Source organism: Stenotrophomonas sp. SMYL86 (assembly GCF_036320025.1).
In the GTDB taxonomy this organism is placed as follows: Bacteria; Pseudomonadota; Gammaproteobacteria; order Xanthomonadales; family Xanthomonadaceae; genus Stenotrophomonas; species Stenotrophomonas maltophilia_A.
This window is the reverse complement of record NZ_JAWIRU010000031.1, coordinates 1-15923: the sequence shown is the minus strand read 5'-3', so window position 1 is coordinate 15923 and position 15923 is coordinate 1. Positions and strand designations below refer to the sequence as shown.

Below are 15923 nucleotides of genomic sequence, written 5' to 3'. Positions count from 1 at the left end.
AAGGGTTTTGTCTGAATGGGTGAATGTTGTTGCATCGCAACATCATGGTCGCAGCCTGCGACAGGATGTCGCAGGGTGAAACGTGCTGCGGCTGCACATGAAACCGTGGCTGAGCGCGGAGACTCGCCGTCGGCGTCGTGATCGCCCAGAATCGGGGCCGACCGCGCAACCTGCGGCCGCTCTTCCGCCTTTCCTGGACCTGTGATGCCGGCTCTGCTGCAGCGACTTTCCCGCCCCGTCACCGCGCCTATCCGGCGCTGGGTACTGGAGGCCTTCCCGCGTGGCCAGAGCGGCATCGATTACGACCACCCGCTGGGAGACCCGGGCTGGTTCGGCCCGGACAGCGTCACCTGGCGGCTGCATGCGGAATTCCCGTCGATGCTGGCCGGTGGCCTGTGCGCACTGATGCTGCAGACCCTGCACCCGCGCGCACTGGCCGGGGTCTACGACCATTCCAACTTCCGGCAGGACCTGGTGGGCCGCCTGCGCCGCACCACCGCCTTCGTTGCCGGCACCAGCTATGCGCCCCGCGGCGAGGTGGAGGCGCTGGTGGCCAAGGTACGCCGCATCCATGCGCAGATCCGCGGCCAGACCGCACAGGGCGAGACCTATGCTGCCGATGATCCGCAACTGCTGACCTGGGTGCATGTGACCGAAGCCTTCGGTTTCCTGCAAGGCTTCCGCCGCTACGGGCGCGAGGTGCCGGCGCACATCGCCGATCGCTACTACGACGAGTACCGCTGCGTGGCCGAGGCACTGGGTGCGGTGGATGTGCCGCGCAGTGAAGCGGAAGTGGCCGCGTACTTCTGCGCGCGGCAGCCGGAACTGCGCGTCGACGAACGCTCGCGCGAAGTGCTGGAGGTGTTGTCCGGCGTGCGCTTGCCGGTACCGGTGCCGGGCCTGTCGCGCGAAGTGTTCCTCGGCGCCGGTGCGGCGCTGCTGCCGGATTGGGCCGAGGGCATGCTGGAACGCAATGCGCGCCAGCGCGCACAAGCTGCAGCGTCGGCGAAGCTGATGCAGGGCATGGCGCCGCTGTTCCGCCGCGCGCTGCCCGATGGCCTGGCCAGCCGCGCCTGCACGCGCATGGGCGTGCCGGTGGCGGTGTTGCGCGGGTGGCCCGAACTGCTCCGGTAGCTGCCGACCTTGGTCGGCACGCATTTCGCGCGGTGCCGCAGAAGCGCCAACCAAGGTTGGCCTCTACCAGAGCGGATTCCGCAGTAGGTGGATCTACTGACACCATGGTTCTGGTAGCTGCCGACCTTGGTCGGCACGCATTTCGCGCGGTGCCGCAGAAGCGCCAACCAGGGGTGGCCTCTACCAGAGCGGATTCCGCAGTAGATCCACGCCATGCGTGGATGGGCTTCATCCGGCCGACTTCAACCCACGCAACAGCATCTCCAGCGCCGCCGTCGCCTGCTGCAGGCGCGCGTCGCCATCCTCGCCCTCGGCGATCCAGAACGCGGCCTCGGCCAGGCTGCCGTAGATCAGCGACGCCAGCGCCTGCGCATCCACCGGCGCCACCGCACCCTGGGTGATCAGCTGCTCGATCAGGCGCTGCATCGAGTTCACGCAGTGCCGCTGCGATTCCGGTGAGGCGCCACCCAGTACCGCGCGCGCATCGCGCAGCACGATGCGCTGGATCTCCGGCTCCAGTGCCATCTCCAGATAGGCGCGGCAACGCTGCACGAAGCCGTCCCAGGCATCATCCGCGCCATCGCTGATCGCCTGCAGACGCAGGTCGGTCTCGGCATCGAGCTGGGCGACGACAGCCGCCAGCAGACCCTTCTTGTCGCCGAAGTGGTGGTACAGCGCGCCGCGGGTCAGCCCGGCCTGGGCGGTCAGGTCGTCCATCGAGGTGGCGGCATAGCCATGCGCGCTGAACACCCGACGGGCGGTGGCCAGCAGGGTGGCGCGGGTTTCTTCCATCTCGGCGCGGGTGCGACGAACCATCCGGAGCTCCTTACATACACAGTGCATGATTATTTACATACGGTACGTATGAATGTAGCCTCTTATTCATACGCTCTGTATGTATTGTCGTGGCGCCCGGTGCGCCAGGCAAGTCACTGCCCTGGAGAACCTGATGGCCACCCCCTATCGCGACCTGTTCGCGGCCCCCGGCACCGCCGGCCTCGCCCTGGCCGGGCTGCTGGCACGCCTTCCTCTACCGATGACCGGTATCGGCATCATCACCCTGCTGTCCCAGCTGCGCGGCAGCTATGCACTGGCCGGTGCGGTGTCGGCCACCTTCGTGCTGACCTACGCGTTGCTGTCGCCGCAGGTATCGCGCTGGGTCGACCGGCGCGGGCAGGGCAGGGTGCTGCCGTGGGCCACCGCGGCCAGTGCGGCCGGGTTGCTGTTGCTGCTTGCGTGCACGCTGCTGGCCGCGCCGGACTGGACGCTGTTCATTGCGGCGATGCTGGCCGGTTGCATGCCCAGCGTGTCGGCGATGGTGCGCGCGCGCTGGACCGCGATCCATCGCGGGCGCCCGCAGCTGCAGACCGCGTATTCGCTGGAGACCGTGTTCGACGAGGTGACCTTCATCGCCGGGCCACCGTTGTCCGTCGGGTTGTCGGTGGCGGTATGGCCGCAGGCCGGCGTGCTGGCCGCCGCCCTGCTGCTGGTGCTCGGGGTGACCGCACTGGTTCTGCAACGCGGTACCGAACCACCGCTGCAGCGCTGCGAAGGCGCAACACCCTCGCGCTCGCTGCTGCGGCAAGCGGAGATCCGCCTGCTGGCGTTGCTGATGCTGGCGATGGGTGTGATTGTCGGTACCGTCGACATCACCAGCGTGGCCTTCGCCGAACAGCGCGGGCAGCCACTGGCTGCCAGTTGGGTGCTGTCGGCCTATGCGCTGGGCAGCTGCACGGCGGGCCTGCTGTTTGGTGCGCTGAAGCTGCAGATCCCGTTGCCGCGCCTGTTGCTGACCGGAGCAGCGGCCACTGCATTGGCCACGCTACCGCTGCTGTGGGTCGGCAGCCTGCCTGCCCTGGCCGTTGCCGTGCTGCTGGCCGGGGTGTTCTTCGCGCCGACGATGATCGTTGCGATGTCGCTGGTCGAACAGTACGTGCCCGAATCGCGCCTGACCGAAGGCATGACCTGGTTGCTGGCCGGATTGAACATCGGCGTGGCGCTGGGCGCGGCACTGTCCGGGCAGGGTGTCGATGCGGGGGGCGTGCGCAGCGGTTTTGCTGTTGCGCTGGTGGCAGGCGGTGGCGTGCTGCTGTTCGCCGTGCTCGCGCAACGTGCACTGCGCCCGTCTGCCTCGACCACATCCCCTGAAGGAATCGTCCCGTGAGCGCTTCATCGCCTGCGCACGCCGCGACTGTGCCTCGTCATCCATGGTGGTCGGTTTCCGCCGTCGGCCTCGCCACGTTCTCGGTGGTCACCACCGAAATGCTGCCGGTCGGCCTGCTGACCCCGATCGCCGAAGATCTCGGCGCGTCCACCGGCACCGCCGGCCTGATGATCTCGCTGCCGGCCCTGCTGGCGGCAGTGTTCGCACCGCTGGTGGTGATCGCAGCCGGTGGCATTGATCGCCGTCGCATCCTGTGCGCGCTGCTTGCGCTCCTGCTGGTCGCCAACCTCGCCTCGGCGCTGGCACCGGGCATCGGCTGGCTGTTGGCCGCACGGGTGCTGGTGGGGTTCTGCATGGGCGGCATCTGGGCCATCGCCGGCGGTCTGGCTGCGCGCCTGGTGCCGGTTGACCGCATCGGCCTGGCTACCTCGATCATCTTCGGCGGCGTGGCCGCAGCGTCGGTGCTGGGTGTTCCGTTGGGCGCGCTGATCGGGGATGCATTGGGTTGGCGCAGCGCCTTTGCAGCGATGGCGTTGTTCAGTGCGGCGGTGATGCTGCTGCATCTGCGGGTGGTTCCTGCGTTACCTGTAAGTACATCGGTGCGGCTGCGGCAGTTCGTGCAGCAGCTTGGCCAGCGTGACCTGCGGCGTGGCCTGTGGCTGACCGTGCTGCTGGTGTCCGGGCACTTCATCGCCTTCACCTACGTGCGGCCGCTGCTGACGTCCGTCTCGGGCGTGGAGGCGTCCTGGATCGGTGCACTGCTGTTTGCCTACGGCCTGGCCGGCATCGCCGGCAACTTCATCGCCGGGCCGCTGGCAGCACGCCATCCGCGCGGTACGTTGCTGGCGATCGCATCGGGCCTGCTGCTGACGCCGCTGCTGTTGCTGTGGCTGGGTGGCACGCCGAGCGGTGGCATTGCGGTGCTGCTGCTATGGGGCCTGGCCTATGGCGGCGTATCGGTGGGCCTGATGAGCTGGATGATGAAAGCGGTGCCGCAGGCCGTGGAGATCGCCACCGCCCTGTATGTAGGCGTGTTCAATATCGGCATCGCGCTTGGCGCGTGGGGCGGTGGACGGCTGCTGGATGGTGTCGGGCCGTACGCCACGCTTTGGGCTGCTGCGGTGTTGGCTGCGAGCGCTCTGCTGATGGTTGCCACCACCCGCAGGTAGATCCACGCCATGCGTGGATTCCTGCCCCGTGCCAACCAAGGTTGGCACCCACCAGAGCGGGGCATTTGCCAACCAGGGTTGGCAGCTACCAGGAAATGAAACGGGCGCCTTTTGGCGCCCGTTCCGGTTACATCACCACACCTTGACCCGCTTGTCCGGGGCCAGGTACAGCTTCTGGCCTTCCTTCACTTCGAACGCCGGGTACCAGGCGTCGATGTTGCGCACGGTGAGTGCGCGGAACTGGCCCGGTGCATGCACATCGGTCAGCAGCGAGTTGCGCAGCGCCTGCTCGCGGCTCTTGCTGCGCCACGCCTGGGCGAAGCCGAGGAAGAAGCGCTGGTCGGGGGTGAAGCCTTCCAGGGTCTGGCCCGGCTTGCCCTGCAGCGACAGCTGGTAGGCATCGTAGGCGGTACCCAGGCCAGCCACGTCGGCGATGTTCTCGCCCAGGGTCAGCTTGCCGTTCACATGCACGCCCGGGAACGGCTCGTAGCTGCTGAACTGTGCGGCCAGCGCATCACCAGCGGCGTTGAACTGCTTCAGGTCTTCAGCGGTCCACCAGTTGTGCAGCTTGCCGGTCTCGTCGAACAGCGCACCGGCGTTGTCGAAGCCGTGGCTGATCTCATGGCCGATCACTGCGCCGATGGCGCCGTAGTTCACCGCGTCGTCGGCAGCACCGTCGAAGAACGGCGGCTGCAGGATCGCGGCCGGGAACACCAGGCGGTTCTCCAGCGGCACGTTCATCGCGTTGATGGTCTGCGGCAGCATCGCCCACTCGCTGTGGTCGACCGCCTTGCCCAGCTTGGCGATGTTGCGCTGGTACTCGAACAGTTCGGCGCGCTGCGCATTGCCCAGCGCGTCATCACGGCGGATCTCCAGGCCGGTGTAATCACGCCACTTTTCCGGGTAACCCATGCCCACGGTCAGCCCGGCCACCTTGGCCTTGGCGCTGGCCTTGGTCTGCGGCGACATCCACGCGAGCGCGTCGATGCGCTTGGCGAAGGCGGCGATGATGTTCTTCGCCATCTCGTCCGCGCGTTCCTTGGTCTTGGCGTCGAAGTGCTTCTCGACGTAACGCTTGCCGATCGCTTCGCCGATGGCATGGTTGGCGTCGTCCACTGCACGCTTCCAGCGGTCGCTCTGCTGCGGCGTGCCGCTCAGCGTGGTGCCGTGGAAGGCGAAGCGGGCATCGGCGAATTTCTTCGGCAGGTAGGCAGCGGCGCGGTCCAGCGCGTGGAAGGCCAGGTAATCCTTCCAGACATCCAGCGGCTCGGTGGCGACCAGCTTGGACAGGCCGGCCACCGCCTTGGGTTGCCAGACGATGAAGTCCTGCTGCTTGCCCAGCGCAGCCGCGTCGAGGAAGGCGTTCCAGTCCATGCCCGGCGCCTTGGCATTGAAGTCGGCCTGGGTCCAGGGATTGGCACCCTTGGTCACATCATTGGTTTCTTCCTGGGTGGCGTGCGCCTGCGCGATCTTCGTCTCCAGCGCGAGGATGCGCTGCGCCTTGCCCGCCGGATCGGCGACACCGGCCAGCTGCAGCATCTGTGCGATGTAGGCCTGGTACTGCTTGCGCAGCTCGGCCATGCGGCCGCCGCCCAGGTAGAAGTCACGGTCGGGCATGCCCAGGCCGCCCTGCACCAGGTAGGGCGCGTTGCGGTCCGGCTGCAGCAGGTCCACCGACACCCACAGGCCGAACAGGCGGTCGGTGTAGAAGTTGGTCGCATTGAGCAGGTCGACGTCGGCGCGCATCTCGCCGCCGAGGGCTCGGGCCAACCCGGCCTTGTCGGCGATCGCATCGATGGCCTTCAGCTGCGGCTGCACCGGCGCGATGCCGTGCTGCTCGATGCCGGCTTCGTCCATGTAGGCGGCGTAGTAGTCGCCGATCAGCTTGTCGTCACCGCTGGCCTGGGTGTTGCCGGCGGCGCCTTCGAGAATGGCGCGGGTGTCGGCCAGGGTCTTCTCGGCGATGACGTTGAAGCTGCCGAAGCGCGAGCGGTCGGCCGGGATCTCGGTGTTCTTCACCCAGGTGCCGTTGGCGAAGCCGAAGAAATCATCGCCGGCGTTGATGCTGCGGTCCATGCCGCTGGCATCGAAGCCGAAGCTGCCCAGCATCGGCTTGGCGGCCGCAGGTGCGGCATCGGCCGGCGCGGCGGTGCCGGCAGCCGGATCGGCCGGGCGGTCGCAGGCGGCCAGGGACAGGCTGGCAACGATGGCCAGTGCCAGGGTGGGACGGCGCAGCTTGGACATGGACTTCTCTTGCAGCGGAAAACCCCAAGTCTAATCCGCTCCGCCCCGGCTGGCCCTCCCGTAGTGCCGCCCGCCCTGTGCGGGATCTGGCTGAACGCGCGGAAGCGATCTTCACGCCGTCACCGGTGTGGTGCATGCTGGCCTCAGGAGCCCTGCGCGGACACGGGGAGGTGGCCATGCGGGGGCGGGTCAGGCGTCAAGAATGGCGTCCGCCGGCCGTTGAGGTCGGGGATGTGGAGGATTCGTTCGCGCATGAAGCCAGCCGACTGCACAAGGAAGACCAACCGATGCCCGCGCTGAAACGGGCGTTGGCCCGGCCGCTGCGCGCCATTACCTGGGGCGGGGTATTGCTGGGCATTCTGCTGGTGGCCGGGTTGACCACCATGCTGGCCAACGACCATCACCGCCGGCTGGAGGCCGCACAGCGCCAGAGCCGTGCACTGGCGGTGGGCAGCGAGCGCCTGCTGGCGCTGGAGCTGCGCAACCTGGAGCGGGCGATGTCCGGCATCGCCGCCGATGCCGTTGAAGTGTTCCGCAGCGTGCCCGCGCAGGCGCCGGCGCTGCTTGATGCCTCCATCGGCGGCGTGCTGCGCCGGCATGCCGAGCTGCACAGCATCGTGGTGCTGGACAGCTATGGCCGCGCCCTGACGGCCGGCAAAGGTGACCTGAACCTGCCGCTGTGGACCGATCCGCAGCGCCGCGGCCTGGGCAGTTCGCTGTACATCGGCCCGCCGCTGCGCGCCAGCGACGGTGGCTGGGTGGTGCCGCTGGCGCTGCCGATGGCCGGTGACCGCTGGTTGCTGGCGCGGCTGCGCTGCGGCGAACTGCAGCGCATCATCGGCGGCCTCGATGTTGGCCCGAACGGGCTGGTTTCGATCAGCGATGCGGAAGGCTACATGCTGGCCCGCGTACCGGACCCGCACGGCACGGTCGGCCGACGCTACGATCTCCCGCATCGCGACCTGCTCGGCAAGCAGGCCGTGGTCGAGCTGGGCAGCCTGCCGGGCGCGGTCGATGGTGTGCAGCGCATCATCACCATCAGCACGCTGGAGCGCAGCCCGCTGGCGGTGCAGGTCGGGTTGGCCGATGAGGACGTGCTGGCGCCATGGTGGCCCTACCTGCAGGCGTCAGTAGCGATCGTGCTGGCCTACGTCGGGGTGCTGCTGGTCCTGCTGTACGCGGTGCGCCGCAGCACCCGCCGCCAGCAGTCGATGGCGGAGGAACTGAAGACCGGGCATGCCGAGCTGCGCCTGGCCCACCAGGTCGGGCGCGTCTGCACCTGGTACGTGGACGAGGATGCCGCACTGTTGCGCTGGTCACCGCTGGCGCGTGAGATCTTCGGCGTGCAGACCGATGCGCTGCCGGTGGCCGATTTCTTCGCGCGCGTGCATCGTGATGATGCAGCGCGCCTGCAGCAGGCCTTCGACCAGGCCTTCGCCGGTGGCGCGGTGCTCGACCAGGTGTTCCGCCTGGTGCTGCCCGGAGGCGCAGTGCGCTGGGTGGGTGCACGCGGGCAGCGGGTGGAGGTGGCCGACAGCGAGCGCCGCATGATCGGTGCGCTGACCGACCTGAGCGAACGCTACCAGGCCCGCGAGCAGATGAGCGAAGTGGAACGCCGCTTCCGCCTGTTGTTCGACCGCAATCCAGCGCCGTTCTGGGTGTTCGATCCGGATACGCTGCGCTTCATCGAGGTCAACGATGCCGCCGTGCGCCAGTACGGCTACAGCCGCGAGGAATTCCTGGCGATGAGCATCCTCGACATCCGCCCGCGCGAAGGCTGGGACGAGGTGAAGGGTGCGATCGCCAAGGCCCGTGTCGGCGAGCTGCAGGATGCCACCGTGCGCCTGCACCGGCGCAAGGACGGCAGTGTGTTCGAAGTGCGCGCACACCTGTCCAGGCTCGATTTCGATGGCCAGCCCGCCTGCCTGGTGCTGGCCGAGGATGTGAGCGAACGGCTGGCCTACGAGCGCGACCTGGCCTACCAGGCGCGGCACAACCCGGCCACCGGCCTGCTCAACGTGCGCGCGCTGACCGAACAGCTGGACGAGCACGATGCGGGCTACACCATTGCGTTCGTGCAGTTGCGCGGACTGCAGCTGGTGGCCGACACGCTGGGCCGCGAGATCGGCGATGCGGTGCTGCAGTCGATGGCGACCCGGCTCGGTGGCCTGGGCGCGCGCTGCGGCACGCTGGCATTCCAGCCGGCGGAGGACTTCGTGTTCGCCATCGGTGCCGAGCACGATACCCAGCGCGTGCTGGACGACCTGCTGCAGATCGTGTCGGCGCCGATGCGCGGCAAGGATTCGCTGCACCAGTTCGAGCCGCGCATCGGCGTGGCCGTGCACATTGCCGGCGACGGCCACAGCGCCGAGCAGGTGATCGGCATGGCCGCACAGGCCGCGCATGCCGCGCGCGCCGAAGGCAATGTGGTGGTCTGGTTCGACGCGGCGGTGACCACGCGGTTGGCCGACCGCCTGCGCCTGGCCGGACGCATCCACGCCGCCATCGACAACGAGTTCCAGCTGTATTTCCAGCCGATCCGGCACGCCAGCGATGGCAGCCCGGCCGCGCTGGAGGCTCTGCTGCGCTGGCCGCAGGCCGATGGCAGCTTCATCCCGCCCAACGAGTTCATCCAGCTGTGTGAGGACACCGGGCTGATCCTGGCGCTGGGCCGCTGGGTGATCCGTGCGGCGGCGAAGGCGCAGCGCCGGCTGGTCGAGGCCGGTTGGGGCGAGCTGCCGATCGCGGTCAATGTATCGGCGGTGCAGTTCTTCAACAGCGACCTGGTGGCCGAGTTCACCCGCGCGCAGCAGGAGTTCGGCCTGGCCCGCGGCGCGCTGCACGTGGAGCTGACCGAGAGCAGCCTGATGCGCAAGCCGGCGCAGGCGATGCAGACCATGCAGCGCCTGCACGAGCAGGGCATCAGCGTGTCGCTGGATGACTTCGGTACCGGCTATTCCAGCATGTCCTACCTGCAGCACCTGCCACTGGACATCCTGAAGATCGACCGCAGCTTCGTCGCCGACGTGGAAACCAACCCACGCAATGCCTCGATCTGCCGCGCGCTGCTGTCGCTGGGCCACAGCATGGGCCTGACCATCATCGCCGAGGGCGTGGAAACGCCGGGGCAGTTGGACTGGCTGGCTGCGCACGGCTGCGACCAGGTGCAGGGTTACCTGCTCGGGCGGCCGGCGCCGCTGGAACGGATCATCGAGGCGCTGGATGAGGTTGCCGCCTAAGTGGTAGTGCCGGCCGCTGGCCGGCATTCGCCCAGGACCGGGATGTGTCTGATTGCCGGCCAGCGGCCGGCACTACCGGCAAGCGCCAGATTCGGCTACACCCCGGCCTCCACCAGATGGTCGATGAAACTGCGCACCTTCGGTGCCAGATGGCTGCGGCTGGTATAGACCGCGAAGATGCCGATCGGCGAGGCCTCCCATTCGGGCAGGATGCGCACCAGGCGGCCATCGGCCAGCGCGTCTTCCAGCAGGAAATCGGGCTGCAGGATCACGCCCATGCCGGCGATTGCTGCTTCGCGCAGCACGTCGCCGTTGTTGGCGTGCAGCAGGCTGCTCACCGCCACCTTCACTTCGCCGCCCGGCCCCTGCAGCGGCCAATGGTCGCCGGCGGCCCAGTAGCTGTAGCTCAGGCAGGCGTGTGCTTGCAGCTCCTGCGGCGTCTGTGGCGTACCGCGTGCGGCCAAGTAGGCCGGCGCGGCGCACAGGCTCACCCGCGATTCGCCCAGACGTCGCGCGATCAACGTCGGCCCTGGCTCGCGGGTGATGCGAATGGCGACGTCGTAGCCTTCCTCGACCATGTCCACCAGCCGGTCGGACAGGGCCAGGTCCAGTTCCACCTGCGGGAAGCGTTCGCGGTAGCTGGCCAGCAGCGGGCCGAGGCGGGCGATGCCCCAGCTGACCGGTGCGTTGATGCGCAGCGTGCCGGAGGGCTCCAGCGCCTGCGCGCCGATGCTGGCCTCCAGCGCGTCGAACTCGGCCAGCAGGCGCACGCACTGGGCGTAGTAGGCGGCACCGGCACTGGTCGGGCTGACCCGGCGCGTGGTGCGGTGGAGCAGGCGGGTGGACAGGCGCTTTTCCAGCGCGGCGACCTGGCGGGTGACGCCGGCAGTGGACATATCCAGGGCCTGGGCGGCGGCACTGAAGCCGTTGCGCTCGACCACCGCCACGAACACGCGCATCGCCTCGAGGGTGTCCATTGTTGCGCCTTTTGAAATAAATACGGTCAATCCATCGTATTTATTGGTCCACGAAGGCGCAATAACCTGTGCCCACTCCCTTCAAGGTGTTTCCCCATGCACACCACGACCGCTCCTGTTTCGCCGCTGGCCCCGTACGGCGCCACCCTGCTGCGCCTGGCCCTGGGCGTGCTGTTCCTGGTCCATGCGCTGACCAAGCTGCTGGTATTCACCCCGGCCGGCACGGCGGCGTTCTTCGAGTCGCTGGGCCTGCCCGGCGTGCTCGGCTACCTCACCATCGGCGTCGAGCTGGTGATCACCGTCGCGCTCCTGCTGGGCATCTACGCACGCTGGGTGGGCCTTGTCGGTGTGCCGCTGCTGCTGGGCACCATCGTCACCGTGCACGGCGCCAACGGCTTCGGTTTCGCCAATGCCGGCGGCGGCTGGGAATACCCGGCGTTCTGGGCACTGGCGCTGGTAGTGCTGTTCCTGGTCGGCGATGGCAAGTGGACCCTGCGTTCGCGCTGATCGCCGCCTGATCCTGCAACTGGAGAATTTCATGTCCCGCCTGCCTTCGCTGTACATCTCGCATGGTTCGCCGATGACCGCCCTGCATCCGGGCCAGGTTGGCGTGCGCCTGGCCGAGCTGGCGCGCGACCTGCCGACACCGCGCGCCATCGTGATGGCCTCGGCGCACTGGCTGGGCCGGCAGCCGCTGGTCGGCGCGCATCCGCAGCCACCGACCATCCATGACTTCGGCGGCTTCCCGCGCGCGCTGTTTGAACTGCAGTACCCGGCGCCGGGCGATCCGGCGCTGGCCGAAGAGGTGGCCGGCCGCATCGCCGCCGCTGGCCTGCCGGTGGCACTCGACCCGCAGCGTGGCCTCGACCACGGTGCCTGGGTGCCGCTGCGGCTGCTGCGCCCGCAGGCCGACATCCCGGTGGTGCCGCTGTCGATCCAGCCGATGCTCGGCCCCGAGCACCAGTTCGCGCTGGGCCGCGCGCTGGCGCCGCTGCGCGATCAGGGCGTGCTGCTGGTCGGCTCGGGTAGCATCACCCACAACCTGCACGACTGGGGGGACTACCAGGACGGCAAGGAAGCGCCGTACGTGCGGCCCTTCATCGAGTGGGTGGAGCAGCGCCTGGCCGCCAATGACCGCCAGGCCCTGTTGGATTACCGCAGGCAGGCGCCATTCGCCGAACGTGCGCACCCGACCGACGAGCACCTGCTGCCGTTGTTTTTCGCGATGGGCGCGGCCGGCGACGGCGGCTTCGGTGCACGCCGCATCGACGCCGGTATCGATGCTGGCTTCCTCGCCATGGATCTGTACCGCTTCGACGGGGCATGAGCCGGGGCTGACGCGCGGCGGCCCCGGCCGTCGCGGTCATGGCCGCATGTGGTAGTTTTTTCCGGGTTTCCGGCGCTGGCTTGCGAGCCTCCCCGCGCGCCGCTTCCTGGAAGAAGCATGCATACCATTGAAGTCGTCCTGGCGATGCTGGTGGCCGTTGTCGCCAGCGGCTACCTGGTTCGTGTCCTGCCGTTCTCGTTGCCGCTGCCGCTGGTGCAGATCGGCCTGGGTGCGGTCATCGCCGGCGTGTTCAACCGCGGCCACGCGCTGGAGCCGGAGGTGTTCTTCCTGCTGTTCCTGCCGCCGCTGCTGTTCCTGGATGGCTGGCGTATTCCCAAACAGGGCCTGTTCCGCGACAAGGGCGCGATCCTCGAGTTGGCGTTCGGCCTGGTGGTGTTCACCGTCATCGGCGCCGGCTTCCTCATCCACTGGCTGATTCCAGTGATGCCGCTGGCGGTGTGCTTCGCGCTGGCGGCCATCGTGTCGCCGACCGACCCGGTGGCGGTCGGGGCGATCGCCTCCAAGGCGCCGATTCCCAAGCGCCTGATGCACATCCTTGAGGGCGAGTCGCTGCTGAACGATGCCTCGGGCCTGGTCTGCTTCCGCTTCGCGGTGGCGGCAGTGATGACCGGCACCTTCTCGCTGGCCACCGCCTCGCTGACCTTCGTGTGGGTGGCGGTGGCCGGCCTTGCTGTGGGCGTGGCAGTGACGCTGGGTGTGTCCACCTTCCAGCGCTGGCTGTGGCGTCGCTTCGGCGAAGAGCCGGGCGCGGCGATGCTGGTCAACCTGCTGATTCCATTCGCGGCCTACCTGCTGGCCGAAGAGATCCATGCCTCAGGCATCCTCGCCGCGGTCGCCGCCGGTATCGCGATGAGCTATGTCGAGCTGACCGGACGCGTCTCCGGCAGCATGCGCGTGCAGCGCGCCGGGGTCTGGAACATGCTGCAGTTCAGCTTCAACGGCATCATGTTCGTGCTGCTGGGCGAGCAGCTGCCGGGCATTGTCGAACGCGCCACCACCACCATGAACGAGACCGGCCACCAGAGTGCGTGGTGGCTGCTGGTGTATGTGGTGGTGATCAATCTGGCACTGGTCGTGCTGCGCCTGCTGTGGGTGTGGCTGTCGCTGCGCTGGAACCTGCTGCGCGCGCGTCGTCGCGGCCTGGAGCGGGGCGAGGCGCCGAACTGGCGCATCGTGGTGGCGACCTCGGTGGCCGGCGTGCGCGGTGCGATCACCCTGGCCGGCGTGTTGACCCTGCCGCTGTTCCTGCCCGACGGCAGTGCATTCCCGGCGCGTGACCTGGTGATCTTCCTGGCCGCGTCGGTGATCCTGTTCTCGCTGCTGGGCGCCAGCATCGCGCTGCCGCGGCTGTTGAAAGGCCTGCAGCTGCCGTCCGATTCGGGTGAGCGCAAGGAAGAGGACCTGGCGCGCCGGCTGTCGTCGAAGGCGGCGCTGGCCGGGGTCGAGCGCATGCGCCAGCAGATGGTGATGAACCAGAACACCGAGAACGTGCAGCTGTACAACGATGCCGCCTCGCGGGTCAGCCTGCTGTACCAGCGCCACCTGGAGAAGGACAGCGACGGGCCCGACGTGGACCCGGAGAAGGTGCGGCGCATGGAACTGGGTTACCGCCAGCTGCGCAGCGCCGGCCTCAATGCCGAGCGCGAGGAGCTGTTCCGGCTGACCCGGCGCGGGGTGATCTCTGACGAGATCTCACGGCGCCTGATCCGCAACCTGGACCTGCTGGAATCGCGCAAGCGCGAGTGACGCCGAATGTAGAGTCGAGCCATGCTCGACTGCTCTTGCCCCAGGCGTCATGAACCCGGAACGGAAAGCAGTCGAGCATGGCTCGACTCTACACAAGCCGGTTATTCCGGCTTCGTTTCCAGGAAATACGCCTCGACCTTGCCCTTGACCTTGATGGTCATCGGGTTGCCGCGGCGGTCGCGGGCCTTGCCGGCCTGCACGCGGATCCAGCCTTCGCTGACCGAGTATTCCTCGACGTTGTCGCGCTCGACGTCGTTGAAACGCACGCCAACGCCGCGCTCCAGCGCCTGCGCATCATGGAAGGGGCTGGCCGGGTTGATCGCCAGGTGGTCGGGAGGGGTATCGCTCATCGCTTCATTCACAGTGACGGCCACCAAGGCCGGCTTCAGCGGCACAGGATAAACCGTAGAATGCCGGCCTGCCCCAGAGGAAGTTCCGCCATGCCCGACAACAGCGACTATTTCGACTTCGAGGAAGACATCCACGACTTCGACGAAGACGGCTTCGAGGCGCGGGTCTGGAACCTGCTGGTACTGATCAACCCGGGCGACGAAGAGCTGGCCCTGCAGCAGTTCAACCGCTGGCGCGAGCACCTGGCCGAGGACGGGCAGCCGCTGGAAGCGGATAGCGACTGGCTGCCGGCGCTGTTCACGGCCATCGCCTGGCAGTCCGGTTTCGAGGTGGAACGAGATGACCTGGAATCGCTGCAGTCGGCGGTGAACGAGCTGTCGGCGCGCTTCAACCTGCAGCTGGACTGGGGCGGCGACCTGGACGACGAGGACTTCGCCGAAGACCTGGACGGCGTGCAGCTGATGTCCACCGCCTTCGACCGCCTGCGCGAGCACAACTACACGCTGTGGAGCGTGGATGCCGGCAGCGACGGCTTCACCGGCGTGATGGCGCTGACCCGCGACGACGACGCGATGCTGGCGCTGTGCTCGCTGCTGAACGTGGAAATCCGCCTGGGCAGCGACCCGTTCTGAGATTGATTGGTAGCGCCGGGCCATGCCCGGCGCTCCCATCTACGGCCGGTACTGCGCCCTGGCGTTGGCGATCACCGCTTTGACCAGCGCGCGGTCGGTGTGCCTTGAGATCGCCTGCGCGCCGAGCGCGATCGCCTGCGTACGCAGCTCGGCGGTGACGTCGTAGTGGGCGCCGCTGGCCTTGTTCTGGAAGGCCCGCGGGGGAATGCCGAGCTGCGCCGCCATCGCGTGCAGCTCGGCCAGGGTGTCGGCCATCAGGTGCGCCCAGCGCTGTCCGCGCCAGGGATGCACCGCGTCATCGACGTAGACCGTCACCGCCGCGGCCGGTTCAGGCCTGCGGCTTGCTGTCGCTGTCAGCGGCCGGAGCGGCCTCGGCAGCGGCTTCTTCGGCCACGTCGCCCTCGGCGGCTTCGCCTTCCTCGCCCTCAGCAGCGTCGACGCCTTCGAACTCGGCGACCAGCTTGTCCAGGTACTCGTCGGCGGTCTGCTCGGATTCGGCGGCCAGGGTGTCCAGCAGCTTCTGCAGCAGTTCGGAGTACTCCAGGTTGACCTTGCGGCCTTCCTTCTCCTGCACGTTGGCCAGGTGCTTGAGCATGGCCAGCATCGGCACCGGGTTCTCGGCATTGCCCATGGTCTGGCCGCCGATGGCCAGCAGCCACTCACGGCCCTGCAGGCCGATGGCCGCAACCACCTGGCCGTCTTCGTTGGTCAGCACGGCATGGTTCTGCACCTGCTGCTGCGCGTTCAGGCGGAGGAACGGGCGCTTGGCCTGCTGCTTCTTGCGCTTGTCGCGCTTGGCCTTGGAGTTCTGGGACATGGGGTGGAGTCACCTGGAAACGGAAAGACCGCCATTGTAGCGGGTGCGCCGGGTCATGCCCCTGGTGGGTGCGGACCTTGGTCCGCACGCTTTTCCCGGATG

At 68.1% G+C, this 15923-nt stretch carries 14 protein-coding genes; 8 read left to right on the top strand and 6 right to left on the bottom strand.

What is annotated here, in order from left to right:
* Nucleotides 1–204 precede the first annotated feature (204 nt).
* Nucleotides 205–1134 (top strand): oxygenase MpaB family protein, encoded by a 930-nt coding sequence (locus tag V3B64_RS21360; RefSeq protein WP_121504785.1) that lies wholly within the window; start codon nt 205–207, stop codon nt 1132–1134.
* 228 nt (nt 1135–1362) lie between these two features.
* Here the strand turns inward: V3B64_RS21360 and V3B64_RS21355 are convergent, their stop codons facing one another.
* Nucleotides 1363–1950 (bottom strand): TetR family transcriptional regulator, encoded by a 588-nt coding sequence (locus V3B64_RS21355; protein WP_329914199.1) that lies wholly within the window; start codon nt 1948–1950, stop codon nt 1363–1365.
* A 133-nt stretch (nt 1951–2083) separates the two neighbouring features.
* Here V3B64_RS21355 and V3B64_RS21350 point away from each other — a divergent pair, with 133 nt between their 5' ends.
* Complete coding sequence (locus tag V3B64_RS21350; RefSeq protein ID WP_329914200.1) at nt 2084–3298, top strand: MFS transporter; 1215 nt, start codon at nt 2084–2086, stop codon at nt 3296–3298.
* Nucleotides 3295–4467, top strand: a complete 1173-nt coding sequence (locus V3B64_RS21345) for an MFS transporter (protein ID WP_329914201.1) — start codon at nt 3295–3297, stop codon at nt 4465–4467. Before V3B64_RS21350 ends, V3B64_RS21345 begins: the two co-directional genes overlap by 4 nt.
* 132 nt (nt 4468–4599) lie before the next feature.
* On the opposite strand, the gene V3B64_RS21340 is transcribed toward V3B64_RS21345, so the two are convergent.
* Nucleotides 4600–6711 carry a M13 family metallopeptidase gene (locus tag V3B64_RS21340; protein WP_329914202.1) on the bottom strand — a complete coding sequence of 704 codons (2112 nt, stop codon included), beginning with the start codon at nt 6709–6711 and terminating at the stop codon, nt 4600–4602.
* Nucleotides 6712–6887: 176 nt separating this feature from the next.
* Here V3B64_RS21340 and V3B64_RS21335 point away from each other — a divergent pair, with 176 nt between their 5' ends.
* Nucleotides 6888–9950 carry an EAL domain-containing protein gene (locus V3B64_RS21335; protein ID WP_121504789.1) on the top strand — a complete coding sequence of 1021 codons (3063 nt, stop codon included), beginning with the start codon at nt 6888–6890 and terminating at the stop codon, nt 9948–9950.
* 95 nt (nt 9951–10045) lie between these two features.
* On the opposite strand, the gene V3B64_RS21330 is transcribed toward V3B64_RS21335, so the two are convergent.
* On the bottom strand, nt 10046–10927 hold the full coding sequence (locus V3B64_RS21330) for a LysR family transcriptional regulator (protein ID WP_049424802.1): 882 nt from the start codon (nt 10925–10927) through the stop codon (nt 10046–10048).
* A gap of 96 nt (nt 10928–11023) precedes the next feature.
* On the opposite strand from V3B64_RS21330, the gene V3B64_RS21325 reads away from it, so the two are divergent.
* From V3B64_RS21325 to V3B64_RS21315, 3 genes are all read left to right on the top strand, one after another.
* The gene (locus tag V3B64_RS21325; protein ID WP_075675478.1) at nt 11024–11434 is read left to right on the top strand and encodes a DoxX family protein; all 411 of its coding nucleotides are present in this window, start codon (nt 11024–11026) and stop codon (nt 11432–11434) included.
* A 31-nt stretch (nt 11435–11465) separates the two neighbouring features.
* Nucleotides 11466–12254: a class III extradiol ring-cleavage dioxygenase gene (locus V3B64_RS21320; RefSeq protein WP_329914203.1), complete on the top strand. Its 789-nt coding sequence runs from the start codon at nt 11466–11468 to the stop codon at nt 12252–12254.
* A 117-nt stretch (nt 12255–12371) separates the two neighbouring features.
* Nucleotides 12372–14021, top strand: coding sequence for a Na+/H+ antiporter (locus V3B64_RS21315; protein WP_032128751.1), 1650 nt, complete (start codon nt 12372–12374; stop codon nt 14019–14021).
* Nucleotides 14022–14122: 101 nt separating this feature from the next.
* On the opposite strand, the gene V3B64_RS21310 is transcribed toward V3B64_RS21315, so the two are convergent.
* Nucleotides 14123–14371 carry a DUF3297 family protein gene (locus V3B64_RS21310; RefSeq protein WP_012509930.1) on the bottom strand — a complete coding sequence of 83 codons (249 nt, stop codon included), beginning with the start codon at nt 14369–14371 and terminating at the stop codon, nt 14123–14125.
* A 90-nt stretch (nt 14372–14461) separates the two neighbouring features.
* Between V3B64_RS21310 and V3B64_RS21305 the strand changes: the two genes are divergently transcribed.
* Nucleotides 14462–15004, top strand: coding sequence for a hypothetical protein (locus tag V3B64_RS21305; protein WP_005407911.1), 543 nt, complete (start codon nt 14462–14464; stop codon nt 15002–15004).
* 39 nt (nt 15005–15043) lie between these two features.
* Here V3B64_RS21305 and V3B64_RS21300 read toward each other — a convergent pair whose 3' ends face one another.
* On the bottom strand, nt 15044–15319 hold the full coding sequence (locus tag V3B64_RS21300) for a DUF4031 domain-containing protein (RefSeq protein WP_049398338.1): 276 nt from the start codon (nt 15317–15319) through the stop codon (nt 15044–15046).
* A 13-nt stretch (nt 15320–15332) separates the two neighbouring features.
* Nucleotides 15333–15821 carry a hypothetical protein gene (locus V3B64_RS21295; protein WP_005407913.1) on the bottom strand — a complete coding sequence of 163 codons (489 nt, stop codon included), beginning with the start codon at nt 15819–15821 and terminating at the stop codon, nt 15333–15335.
* Nucleotides 15822–15923: the final 102 nt, after the last annotated feature.

Coding starts and splice junctions, on each gene's coding strand:
- V3B64_RS21360 (WP_121504785.1), top strand. CDS start 205: ATGCCGGCTCTGCTGCAGCGACTTTCCCGCCCCGTCACCGCGCCTATC.
- V3B64_RS21355 (WP_329914199.1), bottom strand. CDS start 1,950: ATGGTTCGTCGCACCCGCGCCGAGATGGAAGAAACCCGCGCCACCCTG.
- V3B64_RS21350 (WP_329914200.1), top strand. CDS start 2,084: ATGGCCACCCCCTATCGCGACCTGTTCGCGGCCCCCGGCACCGCCGGC.
- V3B64_RS21340 (WP_329914202.1), bottom strand. CDS start 6,711: ATGTCCAAGCTGCGCCGTCCCACCCTGGCACTGGCCATCGTTGCCAGC.
- V3B64_RS21335 (WP_121504789.1), top strand. CDS start 6,888: ATGCGGGGGCGGGTCAGGCGTCAAGAATGGCGTCCGCCGGCCGTTGAG.
- V3B64_RS21330 (WP_049424802.1), bottom strand. CDS start 10,927: ATGGACACCCTCGAGGCGATGCGCGTGTTCGTGGCGGTGGTCGAGCGC.
- V3B64_RS21325 (WP_075675478.1), top strand. CDS start 11,024: ATGCACACCACGACCGCTCCTGTTTCGCCGCTGGCCCCGTACGGCGCC.
- V3B64_RS21320 (WP_329914203.1), top strand. CDS start 11,466: ATGTCCCGCCTGCCTTCGCTGTACATCTCGCATGGTTCGCCGATGACC.
- V3B64_RS21315 (WP_032128751.1), top strand. CDS start 12,372: ATGCATACCATTGAAGTCGTCCTGGCGATGCTGGTGGCCGTTGTCGCC.
- V3B64_RS21310 (WP_012509930.1), bottom strand. CDS start 14,371: ATGAGCGATACCCCTCCCGACCACCTGGCGATCAACCCGGCCAGCCCC.
- V3B64_RS21305 (WP_005407911.1), top strand. CDS start 14,462: ATGCCCGACAACAGCGACTATTTCGACTTCGAGGAAGACATCCACGAC.
- V3B64_RS21295 (WP_005407913.1), bottom strand. CDS start 15,821: ATGTCCCAGAACTCCAAGGCCAAGCGCGACAAGCGCAAGAAGCAGCAG.